Below are 17,112 nucleotides of genomic sequence, written 5' to 3' on the forward strand. Positions count from 1 at the left end.
GCTCGTTAATCCAGAGCAGACGGTTCGAACAGGGCATGAGGTGTTACGTTAGCTTCCGAAACGGACGAAAGAACGCCCGCATTTCAGCCGCAAGCAGGTCCGGTTTCTCCAGCGCGGCGAAATGTCCGCCAGCTGGCATTTCGGTCCAGCGTTGCACGTCGAAGACCCGCTCCACCCAGGAGCGCGGCGACATGGCGATCTCCCGTGGAAACACCGATACGCCAAGCGGTGGTTTAACGCGCTCACCCTGCTTGAACACGAGTGGGCGCAGCCGGTTTTCCTTGTAGAGCCTGAGCGATCCGGTGAGGGAGCCACCGAACCAATACAGCGAAATATCGGTCAGCAGGTCGTCGAGCGGGATTACGCTTTCGAGATCCCCGTGGCAGTCGGTCCAGGACCTGAACTTCTTCGTCATCCAGGCCGCGAGCCCGACAGGGGAATCCGTCAGCGAGAACGACAGCGTCTGTGGTTTGGTGCCTTGGAGAGCTGCATAGGCTCCCTCCTGCGCGGACCATTGCGCGACGTGATCGAGATACGCCTGTTCCTGGAGGGTGACGGGCGCGGTGTCGGCAGATGTCGGGGGGCGGTAACTGCCTGGGATGAAGTTCAGATGGATGCCGCGGACGACGTCCGGAAACAGCCGTGCCAGCCAGACGGATACCCCTGCGCCGATGTCGCCGCCCCGCGCGGCGAACCTGTGATAGCCGAGCTCGGCCATGAGCTTGCGCCATAGCAAAGCGATTTCCCGCGAGCCTGTGCCCCCTCCGTCGGCGCGGGCGAGAAGCCGTAGCCGGGCAGAGATGGCACGACGACATGGAAGGCATCGGCAGGATCGCCGCCATGTGCGCCCGGGTCGGCGAGCAGCGGGATCAGCTGTTCCATCTCGACGAACGATCCCGGCCAGCCATGCGTGATGACGATGGGGATCGGGCTGGGGCCAATGCCGCGCCGGTGTACGAAATGGACGTCCTGATCGTCGATCGTGGCCATGAACTGCGGCATACGGTTTAGCCGTCGTTCCTGAAGTCTCCAGTCGAACCGGTTCTGCCAATGGTCTGCAAGCCGGCGCATGAACGCGAGGCTTGCGCCATCGTCCCAGCTTTCGTCGTCGATCGAACCCGGCCAGCGCGTCGCGGACAGTCGGTTCTGTAGGTCTTCGAGCGCAGCGTCCGGCACGTCTATCGTGAATGAAACGGGCGGCATTACTGTCTCCAAGCTCTCAGCGCCTCTATTCTGACCGCGGGTGAGACGCGACGGCCGCTCGCTTGCGGTTTCTTCCGGCATAGCAGGCCGATCGGACCGTCGCTTCTTTTCTGCCTCGCCAAAGATTGAGCGCGCGAACCTAGCGGCTGGCTTCGACGAAGAACTACGCACGCCCGCGATCGGGGCAACGCGAGATCACTTGCACCCCTAGCCACCGTAGCGTTCGGTCTTGATGATGGAGGCGTCCAGGCCGACCAGCAGCGCGCCCTCGGTCGCGATGTTGACGAAGCCGTTGGACCCGCAAACGAAGACGTGGCTGGGCTTTCGGTGGAGCCGAGCCACGACGTCCTGCACCATCACGCCGTCGATCCGTCGCCCGAAGTCCGATGCGCGAACCGGTTCTTCGCGCGTGATCGCCAACGCCAGGACGAATGCCGCGTCGCCGGTCGCGGTGGCATGAAGCTCGTCCGAAAAGAGAACGTCTTTGATGGTCCGGGCGGACAGCAGCAGCGCCGTTGGCACCGCCGGGGACTGTGTGCGGCGTTGTCGGATCATCGCCATCAACGGCGCGAGGCCGGAGCCGGCCCCGATCAACAACACCGCGTCCACGGCAGGGGCAGGGGCAGGGGCTGGGTCAGGCCACAGGAAATGGCCGCCAAGCGGACCACGAAGCTCGATTTCGTCGCCAATCGCCGCGACATCGTGAAAGAACGACGAGACTTCGCCATCCGGCAGGCGCTCGATCGCGAGTTCGATGATCGGGGACGAAATTGTCGCCGACGCGATCGAGTAGCTGCGCATCGCGCTGTAGCCATCGGGCGCGGTCAGCCGGACATCGACGTGCTGCCCTGCGATGTGCGCGAACGGTTCGCGCAACCGCAGGAAGACGCTCTTGATGCTCGGTGTCTGCTGGACGATGTCCTCGATCGTGCATGACTGCCACGGCAGGGTTTTCGCACCGCCCTCAGTCATTGGTGTATCGCTGCTCGCGCCACGGATCGCCGTAGATATGGTAGCCATGCCCCTCCCAGAATCCCGGCTCGTCCCGCGTCGTGAATTGCAGGGCATTCACCCATTTGGCCGACTTCCAGAAATAGAGATGCGGGACGAGAAGGCGCGCCGGCCCTCCGTGGTCGCGTGAAAGCGGCTTGCCCCCATAGGTGAGCGCGACCATCGCCTTGCCCGATAGAAGATCCGCCAGCGGCACGTTGGTCGAATACTTATCGTAGCAGTGCGCCAACACGAAATCGGTAGGCTGATCGAGCCCGGCATCGGCGAGGATGTCTTCGACGAGTACGCCCTCCCATGCGGTATCCAGCTTGGACCAGGAGGTGACACAGTGAATGTCCTTGGTCACCTTCGTCTTCGGCAGCGCGTTGAACTCGCTCCAGTTCCAGACTTTGACGGGCTTTGGACCGACCTTGACCGTGAATTTCCAATCGGAAGGCTCCACGTGCGGCGTGGGGCCGGCGGACAGGACGGGGAAATCCTCCACAAGATGCTGGCCTGGTGGAATCCGGCTCGACTGATCCCCGCCCGAGCCGCGGCCCGTAAATCCTCTTGTGACCATTGCGAATCCCCTTGCTTGTCACGACGGGTTGAAATCGGCTTCGATTTAATATCTCTTGCAGAATCTTAGCATTCGCAACCGGCCAATCGATCGGCTGCCAAATATATGCCGAGTTCTGTATCAGAATAGCGATGACATCGTCCGCTACGAAACGTGATGATTGCATGGGGACTGTAGCGCCATGCCATCCTGATTTTCTAATACCCTGTTGCTATAGTTTCCATAGCATCGCAACGCCGCGCCCGCATATAGGTTTCGATCCCGCTCGACGAGCCGGCTGCCTCGATTTCACCCTCCTCGACATACGCGAGGCGGTCGGCGAGCTATCCGGTACGTGCGATGACCGTGCCGGCGGTGGATCGTGGCGACGGCCAGCAACGCCGCGACAGGCGTTGCCGAAGGAGAGCACGCTGCATCTCGCACGGATCGCGCCCAATTGTTTTCATCCGTCGCATCCCCTGTTTCGTTGGAGAGCTAATCGGTCAGGCCGCGTTGAAGCGGCGACTACGACGAAGCCTCGGCAAGTCACGTACCAAACGAAAAAATTCGTCGGGTATGGTTGCGGCGACGCCCGTTCTCACTTGAACGACCGCTGCTAAATGGAGCCAAGCAGAAATGATGGCGTCGGCGTAAAGGCGCGCAGCCCAGAGCCGCTGGTCACGGCGTTCGTCATGCCGTCTCACCCTCCGCCATCCGGCAAGGCAGCTTTCGGCTTCACCGGCTGAAAGAGCGCCAGTGTCCGCTCGACTTCGCCGAGGCTTTCGACATTGCCCGCGCCGCGGCCCTTCGCGCTGCTCCGGCTGATCGGGCTAGTGTATCGGTTTGCCGAGGAGGTCGACTATGTCGGCTTAACCTGGGAGCGTCCCTGCATCGTCGACGGCGGCGGTTTACCCGTGGCTTCGGTTTTGCGCCGACCCCGTTCGAGCCTCGCGTGCCGGCGACCGTCCACGCCTTCGTCAAGGCCGCCGGTGCGTCTGGAAGCCGGACATAGGGCCGCGCGGCCGTAAGCCGGCGACCGCGCCGACCTCTTGCCAACGGGACGAGCCGTTCGCCAAGCCGAAGCTAGCGAAGAGAGCAGAGGGGTAGGGCCGTGTACCGATCAACGATTTCGATCGCTGTCATCCCGCCTTCACGATCGTCTCATAAGCCGCTCCGGAACTGCAGACGGGGGCGTGGTGAGCAGCAGAGCATTTCTTGTCGATGGTATCGGCAACGGCCCGTTACCCAATCACAGGCTGGCGCTGGAATATCCGGATGCCGAATTGGCGGGCGCGTTGCGGCGTTTCGTGCAAGGTCGGTTGGATCACCATGCCGATGGCGACGATGTGGTGCAGGAAACCTATCTGCGGCTGTTCGCCTATCAGGCGACCGCGCGGGTCAACGACATGAAGGCGCTGTGCTTTGCGATCGCGCGCAACCTGCTGCTCGATCATCACCGCGCCGCGCGGCGCTCCACGCATGTCGAACTCGACGAAGCGATCGTCTGCCCGCAGCCGACTGCCGACCGGGTGCTGGCCTTCCGTCGTGCTGTCGTAATCATGGCCGACGCGCTCGAGCGTATGCCGCCGCTTCGCCGCGAGATCTTCCTGCGGAAACGGCTCGACGGTCTTAGGACCGACACGATCGCCCAGAGCCTCGACATGAGCATGGCGGCGGTGGAGAAGCATGTCGTCCGCGCCTTTCGGGACCTGCGCAGCGCGCTTGCCAAGCGCGGCTTCACGATGGAGGCCGGCGCGTGACCGCCGCCAGCAGTGCACCATCGGTGAGCGAAGCCGCGCTCGCAGACGCATTGCAGACGGCGGCGAAGCGCTGCGGTCGTCTCTCGGACGAGCAGGTCCGGTCGCTCAGGCGTCGACGGCGATCCGCCATCGCGGCAGTTGCAACGGCGCCGGTCGCCATCGCCCTGCTGTTCGTGGGCGCCGGCTCGTTTGTCGGCAAACCGACCGCGGCGCCGGTTTCGACGCGTATGTTCGCGACCCGAGCGGGGAACGCACGACCGTGACGCTGGCTGACGGTTCGACCGTCTCGCTCAACGGCGCGACGCGGCTTCGAATTGTCTATGCGGACCGACAGCGCCGCGCGGAATTGCTTGCGGGACAGGCGTTCTTCGACGTGCAGCATGACGTTTCTCGCCCCTTCGTCGTACGCGCCGGAGCTAGCGAGACACGCGTCCTCGGCACCGCGTTCGACCTCGATCTGACCCGGACTCAGGTTGCACTGGCGGTCTACCGCGGCGCGGTCGGCTTCGACCCGGTCGGGACGCCGCGCGGTGTCGTGGTCCGGGCCGGGTACCGCAGCGCCGTCCGTGGCGGTGTGGCGGCAGCACCGACCCGGTTCGATCCGGTGCTGCCCGACTGGCGCAAGGGCTGGATCGACACGGCGGGTATGCGCCTGGACGATCTGGTCGAAATTCTCGACCGCCAGGGGGTGTCAGGATCGCACGCCCGGCGGAACCGCTGGCATCGACGACCGTGTTCGGGCGGTTTCGCACCGACCATCCGGATCGGCTTCTGAACGCGATTGGCAGCGGGTTCGGCTTCACCGTAATCCAGCGGCAGGGGACGTTAACGCTCGAAACCGCGCACTGACGAAAAACACTGTCCGGATTTGGCGGCACCGGCCGTCTTCCCTCCGGGTGGCGTCTGATGGCGCCAAGACGGGGGAATATGATGACGCGGTTTCACGGAACGTCGGCACTGGCCTTGGTAGCGTTCGCTCTAGCCGCACCGACGGTGGCGGATGCGCAGTCGACGGGCGCACGGATGTTTGCCATTCCCGCGGGCGATCTCGCACGGGCGCTGTCAGCCTATTCGAGCGTCACCGGCATGCAGGTCATCGCCGCGCCCGCGCTCGTTCATGGGCAGCGGACCAAGGGCGTCAGTGGGCGGCTCACCACGTCGGCCGCGCTCGCGATGCTGCTACGCGGCACGGGTTTGCGTCCGGTCGAGAGCAACGGCGTGACGATCCTCCGCCGGGACCAGGCACCGCCGCCGCCAAGCACTGTTGGCGCGCACGCGCCAGTCGTTGCGGCCGCCGCTAGCCAAGCGACCACACTCGCGCGTGAAACGCCGGAGACCACCCCGGACATCGTCGTCAACGGCTATCGCAGCAGCCTGCTGGCGGCGCAGGACCTGAAGCGTCGCGCCGTCGGGACCGAGGACAACATCGTGGCATCCGACATCGCGGCGTTTCCGGACATGAACCTCGCCGAGGCGCTCCAGCGCGTCCCCGGTGTCGCCATCACGCGCGACACGGGCGAGGGACGCCAGATCGCGCTGCGCGGTCTCGGCCCCGATTTCACGCGCACGCAGCTGAACGGCATGGAAGTGCTCGGCAACACCGCCTCCGGCATGGACAACCGCGGCAATGTCAGCCGTAGCCGCGGGTTCGATTTCAGCCTGTTCGCGTCCGAGCTGTTCAACCGCGTGAGCGTGCAAAAGCTACGCCGCCAACCAGGACGAGGGCGGCATCGCCGGCACCGTGCAGCTCTTCACCGCCAAACCGTTCGACTATGACGGCCAGAAGATCGTGCTGTCCGCAAAGGCCCAGACCAACGACCAGACCAGCGGAGTCACCCCGCGGCTCGTCGGCCTGTTCTCGCAGCGCCAGGGCGATTTCGGCGCGCTCGTCTCGGTCGCCTATTCTAAGGTGCGCAACAACGAATATGGCTATCGCAACTGGAACTGGGGCAAGGTCACCTACGGCGCCAACAATATCGGCCCCGAGATCGACGCGGCGACACGGGCGTTGCTGCGCGGCGGCACGATCTTCGCGCCTCAGGCACAATCGCCGTCGACCTGGTACACCGATCGCGAGCGGATCGGCGTCACGAGCGCGCTGCAATATCATCCCGGCGACAATTTCAAGATCGATGTCGACCTGCTGTACGGACACCTTGCCGACAAGCGCGACGACTGGGCGATCGCCGCGGGCGGCTACAACGCGCTGACCGGCAACGTCAGTGGCACGCAGGTGATCCGGTCCGCGACGATCCAGGGCAATTCGCTCGTCGCCGCAAGCTATACCGGCATCGATCAGCGCACCGAGCATCACCGTGTCGAGAATCAGACCGACTTCTACCAGGCGGTGGCGAATGTCAGCTGGGACGTCGGCGATCGGTTGAAGCTGACCGCGCTGGGCGGCTACCAGAAGTCGAATTTCGTCCAGCCGACGTTCGACAAGATCTTCCTGCAGGCGCGTAACACTGCGTTCAGTTTCGACATGCAGCCGACGATTCCCGTGAACACCTACGGTTTCGACCTCACCAACCCGGCGAACTGGAACGTCCAGCGGTTGGTCACGCAGGAGAACATGATCAAGAGCGACTATCTCAACGGTCAGCTCCAGGCGGTCTACGACCTCACGCCGATCCTGAAGCTGGAAGTCGGCGGCGAGTATAAGCGCTTCACCAACAGCGGGTATCAGTATCTCACCAACATCTTCTACGGCACCGCGGCGACCAGCGATCGCGCGATACCCGACGCACTGAAATACGTCATCAATCGCGACAGCCTGCTCCCGTATATCGGCGGCGACATCGCCGGGATCTACGCACTGCTCGGCAACAACCGGGACCTGACCGCCGCCAACCTGACCGCGGGCAGCGACTTTCGCATCCGCGAGAAGACCTGGGCAGGCTTTACGCAGCTCGATCTCGACACAGACATCGGCTCGATGCGGCTGCGCGGTAACGCGGGCGTCCGCTACTATCATACCGACCTGGTCTCCAGCGGGTCGCTCGCCACCGCAACCAACGGCGTGACGGCGCTTCAGCCGGTGACGGTCGGGACCAGCAACGACGATTGGCTGCCCGCGCTCAACGTGGCGCTCGACATCACGCCGAAGCTGATCGCGCGCGCCTCCGCCAGCCGCAACGTCAACCGTCCCGGCCTTCCCCAGCTTGCCGCGGCGGGGACGCTGACCGTGGCGCCGTTCGGTGGGTCCGTCTCCGTCGGCAACCCCAATCTCCAGCCGTTCCGCTCCACCTCGGCGGAGGCGGGTCTCGAATATTACATAGATCGCAACGGCTTCGCGTCGGTCGGGTTCTTCTGGAAGGATCTCAACAGCTTCATCACGTCGGAGACGTCGCAGGTCCCCTATAGCGCAACAGGCTTTCCGGTCTCGCTGCTGCTGCCCGGCCAAGACGGCACGACGCCGTACAACTACACGCGCCCGATCAACGGAGACGGTGCCAGCATCAAGGGTATAGAGGCGGCGTTCCAGCACGACTTCACCTTCCTGCCAGCGCCGTTCGACGGGTTCGGCATAGTCGCGAACGGCACCTGGATCGATGGTGATCAGACCGCGGTCTACAACGGCGTCGTCAAAAGCATCCCGCTCTACAATCTGTCGAAATGGGCCGCCAACGCGACGCTCTACTTCGAGACCGAACGCTTCGGTGCACGTGTCTCGACCGCCTATCGCAGCCGGTATCTGACGGGAGCAGGCGGCAATGCCAATGTCGGCGACGGCATCCGCCCGACCAACAACGTCGATTTCCAGATCCGCTACAGCCCGGCCAAGAACCTGCGCTTCGTCGTCGAGGGGATCAACGTCACCAACCGGCCGATCGAGCAGTTCACCGATCTCTCGACCGACCGGACGCTCGTCTACACCCGGAGCAGCCGCATCTTCACCTTCGGCGTGACGACCAGTTTCTGAACTCCTCGTCCGCGGCGGCAACGGTGCGGACGAGAGCGTACGGCGTACCTCACGACATCCTGCAACGGGAGTTTGTATGAAAAGCCATGTTTCGACGAGCCGGCGATCCCTGATGATCGGCACCGCCGCTGCCATGCTGGTGGCGCAGGCGACGCCCGCATTCGCACAAGGCTGGCCGGCGCCGGTCTCGCCGCTGCCCGAACGTGCCACCGCGCTCGACAAGCGTTTCCAGCCTGCGATCGATTTCGACACCGACGTCTGCTTCAATGTGCCGGCCGTGGACGCGGCAGGCGCGATCAGCCCGGCGGCATCCACTTACGCCACGCGACCACCGGCATCGTGTCGCAGCGCTAGCTATCGCACGCAGAGCAACGTCTATGCGCGCAGCCGCTGCAACAACGGCTATTGCGGGCGGGTCTACAGCTATTTCTGGCAGTCCGATTTCTCGCACGCCTATGACTGGGAATCGATCATCGTCTGGACCACCGACCAGGGCACCGGCAGCCGCGTCGTCGGCGTCACGCGCGGCGATCATGGCAAATGGGATACGCGCAGCGGCGATCAGCTCCGCTTCGTCAGCGACTCGAGCGGCGAGCACGCGAAGCTCGTCTTCCATTACGAGACCTGGGGCTTCTCCCATTTGTGGCGCTTCTCCAAGACCGACGGCGGCGACGAACCCGCCGAGAACGGCACCGGGCAATGGCTGATCCAGCCGCTGGTAAGCTGGAACGGCTACCCGTCGGTCGGGGCCAGGAACGCGGTCTCCAATTACGATTTCAAGGGCGCGAATTTCGATAACAAGGACGCCCGGTTCGCAGGCACGCTCGCGGCGGCCAATGCGAGCGGCATCGCCCCCGGGTTCGATGCCAACGTCGATGCCGGCGGTGACTCGCCGGGATGCCCATCGGGCTCCACCATCTGCTGATCGATACCCTGCGCCGCCGGTCACTCGGTAGCGCAGGGTCCTTCGGCGCTGTGGAGGCCGTATGCAAAGCGTTCGTTGCCGATCCGGTGCGGTGTTGCTCGGCGTGACGTCGATGCTCGCCGTGAGCGGGATAATCGCCGGATGGCATCCTCGCGCGCGTTCGGATCCGGCAACGGGTATCGTCGTGGTCCGCGGCGCGCCTATTACCGCCGCCAAGGCCGTACCGCTCACCCCGATCAGGCCTACCCGCGTCGCACCGACCGCAATGCCAGTCGAGACTGCGGTTGCGGACCTCCGCCGTGCGTATCCCCTGCTATCCGAGGTCGCGATGGAATGTCGGACCAGGCAATGCTCGCTGACCGCGACGATCCGCCCGCTGGTGTCGCAGAACGATCTAGATCGGCGACAGGAAATGTTGCTCGGCGGACTGGCGGCTGCACTTGCCGAGGACGGCTATCGCATGGCGGTCCCGTTCGACATGGACGAAGTGGCGGACAACACATTCCATATCCGTGCGCACGTGACGGCCGATGATCATCCGTAATCGGCGCCCTTTGCTTCGGCCCTGCACCGCTCCGCGTCCGGTGCAGGCGCTTTAATCTCGGTGAGTTCCGATCGCGCCACGTCCATCTCACGCCTGAAGTCCGGCGAGGTGTGGAGCATCGAGACCAGCACCGATCCCGCCATATAGCCCGCCTCGACCGCGCTTCGGCTGTGCGATCCGCAGATGTAGCGGCTCTCGCCATATTGGCGTCCACGGCGCAGGATCTGCGTGGCGCGGTCCGGCATCAGTTCGGCGAGGATCAGTGCGGCGGACCAGCCTGAACTCGTGTGGCCCGACGGGTAATCGCCATTGCCCGCCAGATGCGCGGTCTTGGGTTCGCAGATCGGCAGGTCGTCCCTCAGGTACGGACGCTTGACGGCAAAGCCATCCTTGGCGCGGCCGACCATGCCCTGGTCGCTCATTCGCGCGAAGATGCGGGTGAGGGCAGGGGACGACGTCGTATCGAGCTTACGGCCGATCGCGCAGGCGAAGACGGTGAAGCGGTCGTCGGTGACGTCGCGGGTCGCCATTTCGCCCCGCGGCGTCCCGAGCAGCGCGCGCGTTTGCTGGAAGGTTGCGCGGTCGTCGGCATCCTGCGGCGAACCGGGCCTGGGCGGGGCGGGCAGGACCTGCATCAGGTCCGGCATCGGCTGGTTCGCGAGATAAGCCGCGGGACCATCCGCCGCGCCTGTCAGCGCGAGGACCGCGAGCAGCGACAGGCTGCGGATCACTTTGCAGCGCCTTCCAGATCGCCGCAGCCCTTGGGACGGCGCACGGGGTTGCAGCGCGCGACCAGACCGCCGGGCAGGGCAACGTGATAGCCGCCGGCGAGCCGCGGATCGGGCCAGAGATAGTCGGTCGAGACATATTGCGCGCCGCCCGCCAGTGCGGTGTTGCGAGGAACGATGTCGTTGGCACGAGCCTCGCGCGTGTTGGCATCGGCCCGCGTGCGGACGATGAACCCGGTAGCGACGTCGCGGCGGATCCGGTCGGCATCGCGGACCGGGTCGTTGAGCGTCAGATAGGCGGCCGCAGGCGAGGCTTCGTCGGTGTTGATGAAGAACACGCGCCCCTCGAGCGAACGCCGCTTGCCCCGGTACACCGCGACCTTGGCGGGCGGCTCGTCGAGCGCGAACAGGAATTTCCCGCGCGAGACCTCCAGCAACGGCCAGTTGTCCGCGAGCACCGCGTCGCGCAACGTCGGATAGCGACCCTGCACGTCGTCGGGCACGATCAGCTTGCCGGGCGCCATTACCGAGCGGATTTCCGCGTCGAGCGCATCATATGCCGCCGTCTCGAACGCCAGCGCATCGATCCCGCCGCGCGCGGCGTTGCGCTCGTCCTTGGCGTTGAACATCAGCAGGATTGGCACGTGACGCGGATGCTTTGCCGACCAGTCGCGGATGATCGTCAGGCATTCGGTCAGCAGGACGCAGCTCGATGCGTTGTCGATGCCGGGGATGTGCAGCACCTTGAAGCCCGGCCGTCTGAGCTTCGGATCGTTCGAGCCGCGCGCGTAATGGCCGCCCTGCGGATCGTAGTTCACGTCGATCTCGAGTTGCCGGGCGCCGGCATCGAGTTGTTCGGTCAGGCTGCGATGCGAGTAATCCAGCGCATCCGCCATCGCCGGATCGGCCGCACGGACCTTCGCCATCGTCGCGGCGGGCATCGGCTGTTTATAGCTGTTATGCGTGCCGATCACCGCCACGTCGTTGATCCGCAGCGGCGGCGCGGTATCGCGCGCCATTGCCGTTTGGGTAAGAAGGCCGAGGGTCAGCCCCGCCAAGATCGATCGCTTCACGGATACTCTCCCGATCAGAATTTGAACAACACCGAACCCTGCACCGCGCGGCCGAAGATCGGTCGGGCGAGGATCACCGCACCATCCGCCGCCCCCGGCACGAGCTGCTGTCCGCCGCCCTGGCCCAGCCCGAGTGCATTCGACAGGTTGGTGCCCTTGACCTGCACGGTGACGTTCTGCGTCACGTCCAGCTCGGCACTGGCATTGAACACCGAGAACGCCGGCAGCTTCACGAGGTTGGAATCGTCGTTGAACTTGTCGCCCTCATACCGCCATTCGCCCAGCACGCGCAGGCGGCCGCCGATTAGCGATACGCGCGGGCGGATGCTCGCCATCACCTTGGGCATGCTCGACGGGCGGTTGCCGTCGAACGAGGTGGTGACAGGCGCGCCGGCGACGATCGTGTTGTAGGTATAGTTCTTGAACTTCGGCTCCTGGTACGTCGCGGTCGCCGAGACGTCGAACCAGCGCACCGGCTTCAGGTTCGCTTCCAGCTCGACCCCGGTCGTGCTGACGTCGCCGTAATTGATTTCCTGGACGATGCGTAAGCTGGCCGGGTCGATATACGTGTTGGTGAACTGCACGTCCTTGAACGAATTGTAGAACAGCGTGGCGTACAGGCTGCCCCAGGGCTTCTGGAACTTCACGCCCGCCTCGGCCTGTTCGATCGACTGGCTGCGGATGCCGGTCGGCAGCACGTTGTCGCGGTACTGGCCGATCTGCGGCAGGCGGTAGGTGCTGGTGTAGCGCCCGAAGATGCCCGCCTCGGGGATGAACTGCCAGTTCGCGCCGATCGTGTAGCTGTGGTCGTTGAACTTCGGGTCGAAGCGGTTGAACACGCCCGAGCCGTACAGGACGTTGTCGTCGGCGAGCGTGTCGGCATTGCCGAGGTTGAAGCTCTTCACGCCCTCCGAATAGCCGTGGATCCAGATCGTTTCGTAGCGGAAGCCGCCATCGACGCGCAGCTTGGGCGTGACCTGCCATTCGTCGGAGATGTAGAACGCGACGTCCTCATACCCGCCATAGGAATGCGCGAACCGTGCCTCGTAGCGCTGGATACCAGTGTCGGTGACGCGCCCGACGACCTGTCCGCCCGCGTTGACCGCGACGATATCGAGCAGGCGTGCGTTCGGCGCGACCTCGGTCAGGCCGACGCCGTCGTTGCGGTCGTGCGCCCAGTCGGCGGTGGTGCCGTACAGGCCGAGCTTCACGTCGTGACGACCGATCCCGGTCTCGTACACATGGCCGAGTTCGATCAGGCCCATGGTCTCCTTGATCGGATTCTGGATCGACTGGAAGGTGTTGACCCCGACCAGGCCGTTGCCGTTCGCATTGGCGCCATACGCACTGCCATCGTCGTTATAGACCAGCCGCACGTCGGTCGCGCCGCGGACTGCGAACGCCTTGACCGCGTTGGCACGGACCGAGGACAATTGCGCCGCCTGCGTATTAAGGCTGTTCAGCCCGCGCGCGTTGCGATCGGTGGTGGAGTCGCGATAGCGGAACCCGCCGCTGATCGTCGTGCCGTCGTCAAACTCGGTATTGCCCTTCAGCGTGAATTGCAGGTCGCTCGTCTGGTTGAACAGGTTGAACTGCGCCTTACGGATGCCGTCGGGCGTCTTGATCTGGACGCGACCGTCCTGCGGCCCGGTCAGCGTGTCGTCATGGCCGTTGAACGGCGCGAGCGGCTTCAGATCGTCGCCGTTGCGCACCAATGGGATGGCGTCGAAGAAGAAGTTGTTATCTTCCATGTACTTCACGCCGAACGAGATGCTGCCCCGCGCGAAGTCCTTGGAAATCAGCACGCGGCCCTGGCCGCCGTTGTTCGCCGCCGGCCCCGGATCGCGGATGCCCTGGTCCTTGTTGTAATAGCCGCCGACCGAAAGCGCCACCCGTCCGCAATCGGCCCGCCGAGCCACGCGTCGCCGCGGATCTGGCCGTAATCGGACGTCGTCAGCTTGAGCAGTCCGCTCAGCTGCGGCGTGCCCTTGCGCGGGATGAAGTTGACGAGGCCGCCGGGCGCGTTGGCGGCGAAGATCGAGGACGGGCCGCCGCGAACCGCTTCGATCCCCGAATAGGTCTCGTCGATGCGGAGGAACTGGTCGACATTGATCCAGTTGATCCCGGGATCGTGCTGGATTGGCAGGCCGTCCTCGTACACCGCGAGCGACTCGTAGCCGCCGCGCGGAATGCCGCGGACGCGCGTGTTGTTCGCACCGACGCCGCCCGAGGAATCCGCCCACACGCCCGGGATCTGCTGCATCGCCTCGGCCAGGTTGCCGATCGCGCGTTCGCGCAGGTCCTTCTCGCTGATCGTGGTGATCGAATAGCTCGCATCCACCTTCTTCTGCGCGACGGTGCCGAGGCGGCCCGTGACCAGGATCTCGTCACCGGAACCGGCATCGGGCGCCGACATAGTGTCTTTTTGTGCGATCGGCGCTGATTGTGCACCGACCGGGCCGGTGGCGACGGCGATGGCCATCAACGCCGCGGTCCCCCGCAGTATCGTGATCGTCTGCATGGTAACTCGAACCCCAATGTGTCCCGGCCTTGCCAGCCGACGTGTCCACAGCGCTATGGGGGCGGGCTATGACGGCGGGACTACGGTAACATTACTGTCCCATGATGATTGGGTGACTGGACGGTGACGGGTGTCATTCCTGGCCGCCTTTAAGGGGCGCGGTTTCGCAGCGGGATCGCAGACGCTGCTGTCACAATTGGGTAAGATGCTCGCTGTAGCGACAACTCACAAATCTTCGCTCGAAAACGTTACCAGTCTGGGACTCGACCAATGACAAGAACCGGAAGCACTTCCGAACGCACGCTGCGTAAGGATGTATTGGTAGCGTGCTGTCTGGCCGCCGGTCTGGTGGGGAGCGGCGCAGCGTCCGCTCAAGCGCGACCCGTAAAGCCCCGCAACGTCATCGTGTTCCTGGGCGATGCCGGCGGTCTGCCGACGCTTAACGCCGCTGGCATCCTTGCGCACGATAAACCGCAATCCCTGTACATCCAGTCGATGCCATATATCGGCTTATCGGACACTTCGTCGCTCAACCGCTGGGTCACGGACTCCGGTGCGGGCATGACCGCGATCATGACCGGGCGGAAGACGAACAACGCGATGGTATCGGTCGTGCCGGCGAGCTCGGGCGGCGAGGTGAAGCCGGTCAAGACGTTCCTCGAATATGCCGAGCAGCACGGTCTTTCTACCGGGGTCGTCACGAACATGCCGATCTGGGATGCTACCCCGGCAGCGTGTTACGCGCACGTCGCGTCCCGCAAGGACAAGGACGAGATTTTCCGTCAGATGTTGGCGCCCCGGTTTGGCAACGGCGTCGATATCTTGATCGGCAAGGGCCGCAAGGACGCGGTCGCGTCCTTTGGGAAGATCCAGCAGACGCCCGAGCAGGCCTTTGCCAAGGCGGGGTATCGCTACGGTTCGGATCCGGCGCTCGTTCGCACCGCTGCGCGGGCCGCCGTTCTGCGCGACGACGATTACGCGCCGTTACCGGCTGTCGAGGCAACGATCGGCCAACTCGCGCGCAACCCCAAGGGCTATTTCCTGATGGTCGAATGGGACATGCACACCGATAACCCGCAAGCAGGGCTGCGCCACGTCATCGAAATGGATGACATGATCCGCCGCGTTACCGCCATTGCGGGCAAGGACACGCTCATCCTGTTCACGGCCGACCACAGCTTTGGCCTGCGTATGTCGGGCGGCGATCGTGACGCACCGCTCGCCGAACAGTTTGCCGCAGCCGCGGCCAAACCAGGCGCCACGATCGCGAGCAACGACGTGATCGGGGTCCAGGACGGTCATACCGGCGAGGAAGTCATCGCCGCTGCCTCGGGGCCAGGGGCGGAGACTATCCATGGCTTTTTCGCAAACACGCATCTGTTCGACGTCCTCCTGAATGCCATCGGATGGACGAAGGAGTCTTGAGCGATGTGACGTCGCGAGGCGGCAACGCGGTCATGGAAGAAGGGTTATTCGGATCCAGGCTGTGGAAGAACCTGGTGGCGTACCGCGGCGTCTTGGTGGTGATCCGGATTTGGTGGAGGGGCACGGCAGCCTGACATAAAGCGGCGTCACGCGGATGAAACGTGACTGGTCTAGCGACTGCCGGTGAACTTACGGTCCCTGTCGTCGTCGATGCGCCTCCCAACCAGCTTGACGGCGACCGCGCCGGGCATCGCCGCGTTCTGCGTGTATTTTGCGATGTACGGGTTTCGCAAGCCGATCGCGGCGGCAGGGTTCGACGGCGTGCCGGCCGTGTTTGCCGGGCTCGACTACAAGACGGCGCTGATCCTGTCCCAAGCGGTCGGCTATGCGCTGTCGAAGATGATTGGCGTGCATGTCGTGTCGGTCCATCGGCCGGAGCACCGCACGCGCCTGATGCTGTCGCTGATCGGGGCGGCGTGGGCGGCGCTGCTACTGCTCGCACTGCTGCCCTCTCGATTTGGCCCTCTGGCGATGCTGCTGAACGGCTTGCCGCTCGGGATGATCTGGGGGCTGGTCTTCAGCTATCTGGAGGGGCGGCGCAACTCGGAGGTGCTGGCGTCGATCCTGACGGCAAGCTTCATCCTGTCGTCGGGCGCGACGCGATCGGTCGGTAGCCTGTTGCTGGTGCACGGCGTCGGCGCGTTCTGGATGCCTGCGCTTACCGGGTTGATCTTCACGCCACTGCTGTTGGCGGGGATGGCGGCGCTTGCCCGATCCCCACCGCCTGATGCAGCGGATGCCACCGCGAGAGGCGTTCGCGGTCCGATGGATGCGGTAGCGCTGCGCGCTTATCTGCGGGACCACTGGGTACCGGTGACAGCGCTGGTCGCAGGCTACACGATGCTGGCCGCACTCCGTGATCTGCGCGACAATTTTGCACCCGAACTGTGGATTGCGCTCGATCATCCGGCGACGCCCGCGCTGTACGTCGCGACCGAGGTACCCGTTACGGTGATCGTGCTGTTCGGCCTGGCGATGCTGGGGCTGGTACGCGACAACCGGTACGCGGTGGTCACGATCCACGGCGTCATCATGGCGGGCGCCGTGATCCTTGGCGGATCGATGCTGGCGTTGCGCGCAGGGGCGATCGGGCCGGTGACCGGCATGATCCTGACCGGCATCGGGATCTACCTCGCCTATGCCCCGTTCAGCGCGATCCTGTTCGACCGCATCATGGCCGCGAGTCCGTCGCCTGGCACCGCGGGATTCCTGATCTATCTGGCGGACGCGTTCGGCTATTCGGGCAGTATCGGTCTGTTGCTCATGCGGAGCACGACCGCCCCTGGGCGGAACTGGCTCGGGTTGTTCCTCGATGCCGGCGTGCTGACCGGCGCCGCGCTGCTGGTGCTGACGTTCGTCTCGGCATTCTGGTTCGTCCGCCATCCGCCGACGCGGTGAGGGC

The 17,112-nt window shown here is 64.6% G+C and carries 17 protein-coding genes; 9 read left to right on the forward strand and 8 right to left on the reverse strand.

Annotated features, from left to right (window positions below; all coding sequences use genetic code 11):
• Positions 1 to 43: 43 nt before the first annotated feature.
• The 4 genes from QP164_RS04050 to QP164_RS04065 form a co-directional block, all read right to left on the reverse strand.
• Positions 44 to 718: an alpha/beta fold hydrolase gene (locus QP164_RS04050; RefSeq protein WP_333922227.1), complete on the reverse strand. Its 675-nt coding sequence runs from the start codon at positions 716 to 718 to the stop codon at positions 44 to 46.
• Positions 607 to 1,203 (reverse strand): epoxide hydrolase N-terminal domain-containing protein, encoded by a 597-nt coding sequence (locus tag QP164_RS04055; protein WP_333922228.1) that lies wholly within the window; start codon positions 1,201 to 1,203, stop codon positions 607 to 609. The genes QP164_RS04050 and QP164_RS04055 overlap by 112 nt, the downstream gene beginning before the upstream one ends.
• A 207-nt stretch (positions 1,204 to 1,410) precedes the next feature.
• Positions 1,411 to 2,175, reverse strand: coding sequence for a ferredoxin reductase (locus tag QP164_RS04060; protein WP_333922229.1), 765 nt, complete (start codon positions 2,173 to 2,175; stop codon positions 1,411 to 1,413).
• Positions 2,168 to 2,698, reverse strand: coding sequence for a molybdopterin-dependent oxidoreductase (locus QP164_RS04065; RefSeq protein WP_443027419.1), 531 nt, complete (start codon positions 2,696 to 2,698; stop codon positions 2,168 to 2,170). Before QP164_RS04065 ends, QP164_RS04060 begins: the two co-directional genes overlap by 8 nt.
• A gap of 1,250 nt (positions 2,699 to 3,948) precedes the next feature.
• Here QP164_RS04065 and QP164_RS04070 point away from each other — a divergent pair.
• The 7 genes from QP164_RS04070 to QP164_RS04100 all read left to right on the forward strand — a co-directional run bounded on the left by QP164_RS04070 (position 3,949) and on the right by QP164_RS04100 (position 9,903).
• Positions 3,949 to 4,512 carry an RNA polymerase sigma factor gene (locus tag QP164_RS04070; RefSeq protein WP_333922231.1) on the forward strand — a complete coding sequence of 188 codons (564 nt, stop codon included), beginning with the start codon at positions 3,949 to 3,951 and terminating at the stop codon, positions 4,510 to 4,512.
• Positions 4,509 to 4,775: a hypothetical protein gene (locus tag QP164_RS04075; RefSeq protein ID WP_333922232.1), complete on the forward strand. Its 267-nt coding sequence runs from the start codon at positions 4,509 to 4,511 to the stop codon at positions 4,773 to 4,775. Before QP164_RS04070 ends, QP164_RS04075 begins: the two co-directional genes overlap by 4 nt.
• Positions 4,772 to 5,287: a FecR family protein gene (locus QP164_RS04080; protein ID WP_333922233.1), complete on the forward strand. Its 516-nt coding sequence runs from the start codon at positions 4,772 to 4,774 to the stop codon at positions 5,285 to 5,287. Before QP164_RS04075 ends, QP164_RS04080 begins: the two co-directional genes overlap by 4 nt.
• 155 nt (positions 5,288 to 5,442) lie before the next feature.
• On the forward strand, positions 5,443 to 6,288 hold the full coding sequence (locus QP164_RS04085; protein ID WP_333922234.1) for an STN domain-containing protein: 846 nt from the start codon (positions 5,443 to 5,445) through the stop codon (positions 6,286 to 6,288).
• Entirely contained in the window at positions 6,254 to 8,434 is a 2,181-nt protein-coding gene (locus QP164_RS04090) for a TonB-dependent receptor (protein WP_333922235.1), read from the forward strand. Before QP164_RS04085 ends, QP164_RS04090 begins: the two co-directional genes overlap by 35 nt.
• 112 nt (positions 8,435 to 8,546) lie before the next feature.
• Positions 8,547 to 9,359: an NPP1 family protein gene (locus QP164_RS04095; protein WP_333922236.1), complete on the forward strand. Its 813-nt coding sequence runs from the start codon at positions 8,547 to 8,549 to the stop codon at positions 9,357 to 9,359.
• A 61-nt stretch (positions 9,360 to 9,420) separates the two neighbouring features.
• Complete coding sequence (locus tag QP164_RS04100) at positions 9,421 to 9,903, forward strand: hypothetical protein (protein ID WP_333922237.1); 483 nt, start codon at positions 9,421 to 9,423, stop codon at positions 9,901 to 9,903.
• On the opposite strand, the gene QP164_RS04105 is transcribed toward QP164_RS04100, so the two are convergent.
• From QP164_RS04105 to QP164_RS04120, 4 genes are read right to left on the reverse strand one after another with little or no spacing between them, the layout of a single operon-like run.
• Positions 9,894 to 10,634 carry an acid phosphatase gene (locus QP164_RS04105; RefSeq protein ID WP_333922238.1) on the reverse strand — a complete coding sequence of 247 codons (741 nt, stop codon included), beginning with the start codon at positions 10,632 to 10,634 and terminating at the stop codon, positions 9,894 to 9,896. The two genes, QP164_RS04100 and QP164_RS04105, sit on opposite strands and share 10 nt — an antisense overlap.
• Positions 10,631 to 11,704, reverse strand: a complete 1,074-nt coding sequence (locus tag QP164_RS04110; RefSeq protein WP_207894121.1) for a phosphatidylinositol-specific phospholipase C1-like protein — start codon at positions 11,702 to 11,704, stop codon at positions 10,631 to 10,633. Before QP164_RS04110 ends, QP164_RS04105 begins: the two co-directional genes overlap by 4 nt.
• Before the next feature lie 14 nt (positions 11,705 to 11,718).
• On the reverse strand, positions 11,719 to 13,596 hold the full coding sequence (locus QP164_RS04115; protein ID WP_333922239.1) for a TonB-dependent receptor: 1,878 nt from the start codon (positions 13,594 to 13,596) through the stop codon (positions 11,719 to 11,721).
• Positions 13,503 to 14,225 (reverse strand): TonB-dependent receptor plug domain-containing protein, encoded by a 723-nt coding sequence (locus QP164_RS04120; protein ID WP_333922240.1) that lies wholly within the window; start codon positions 14,223 to 14,225, stop codon positions 13,503 to 13,505. The genes QP164_RS04115 and QP164_RS04120 overlap by 94 nt, the downstream gene beginning before the upstream one ends.
• Positions 14,226 to 14,495: 270 nt before the next feature.
• On the opposite strand from QP164_RS04120, the gene QP164_RS04125 reads away from it, so the two are divergent.
• Together QP164_RS04125 and QP164_RS04130 are read left to right on the forward strand one after the other, a co-directional pair.
• Entirely contained in the window at positions 14,496 to 15,650 is a 1,155-nt protein-coding gene (locus QP164_RS04125; protein ID WP_333922241.1) for an alkaline phosphatase, read from the forward strand.
• A gap of 183 nt (positions 15,651 to 15,833) precedes the next feature.
• Positions 15,834 to 17,108, forward strand: a complete 1,275-nt coding sequence (locus tag QP164_RS04130; protein WP_333922242.1) for a DUF5690 family protein — start codon at positions 15,834 to 15,836, stop codon at positions 17,106 to 17,108.
• Positions 17,109 to 17,112 lie beyond the last annotated feature (4 nt).

It is taken from the genome of Sphingomonas sp. LR59 (assembly GCF_036855945.1).
Lineage (GTDB): Bacteria > Pseudomonadota > Alphaproteobacteria > Sphingomonadales > Sphingomonadaceae > Sphingomonas.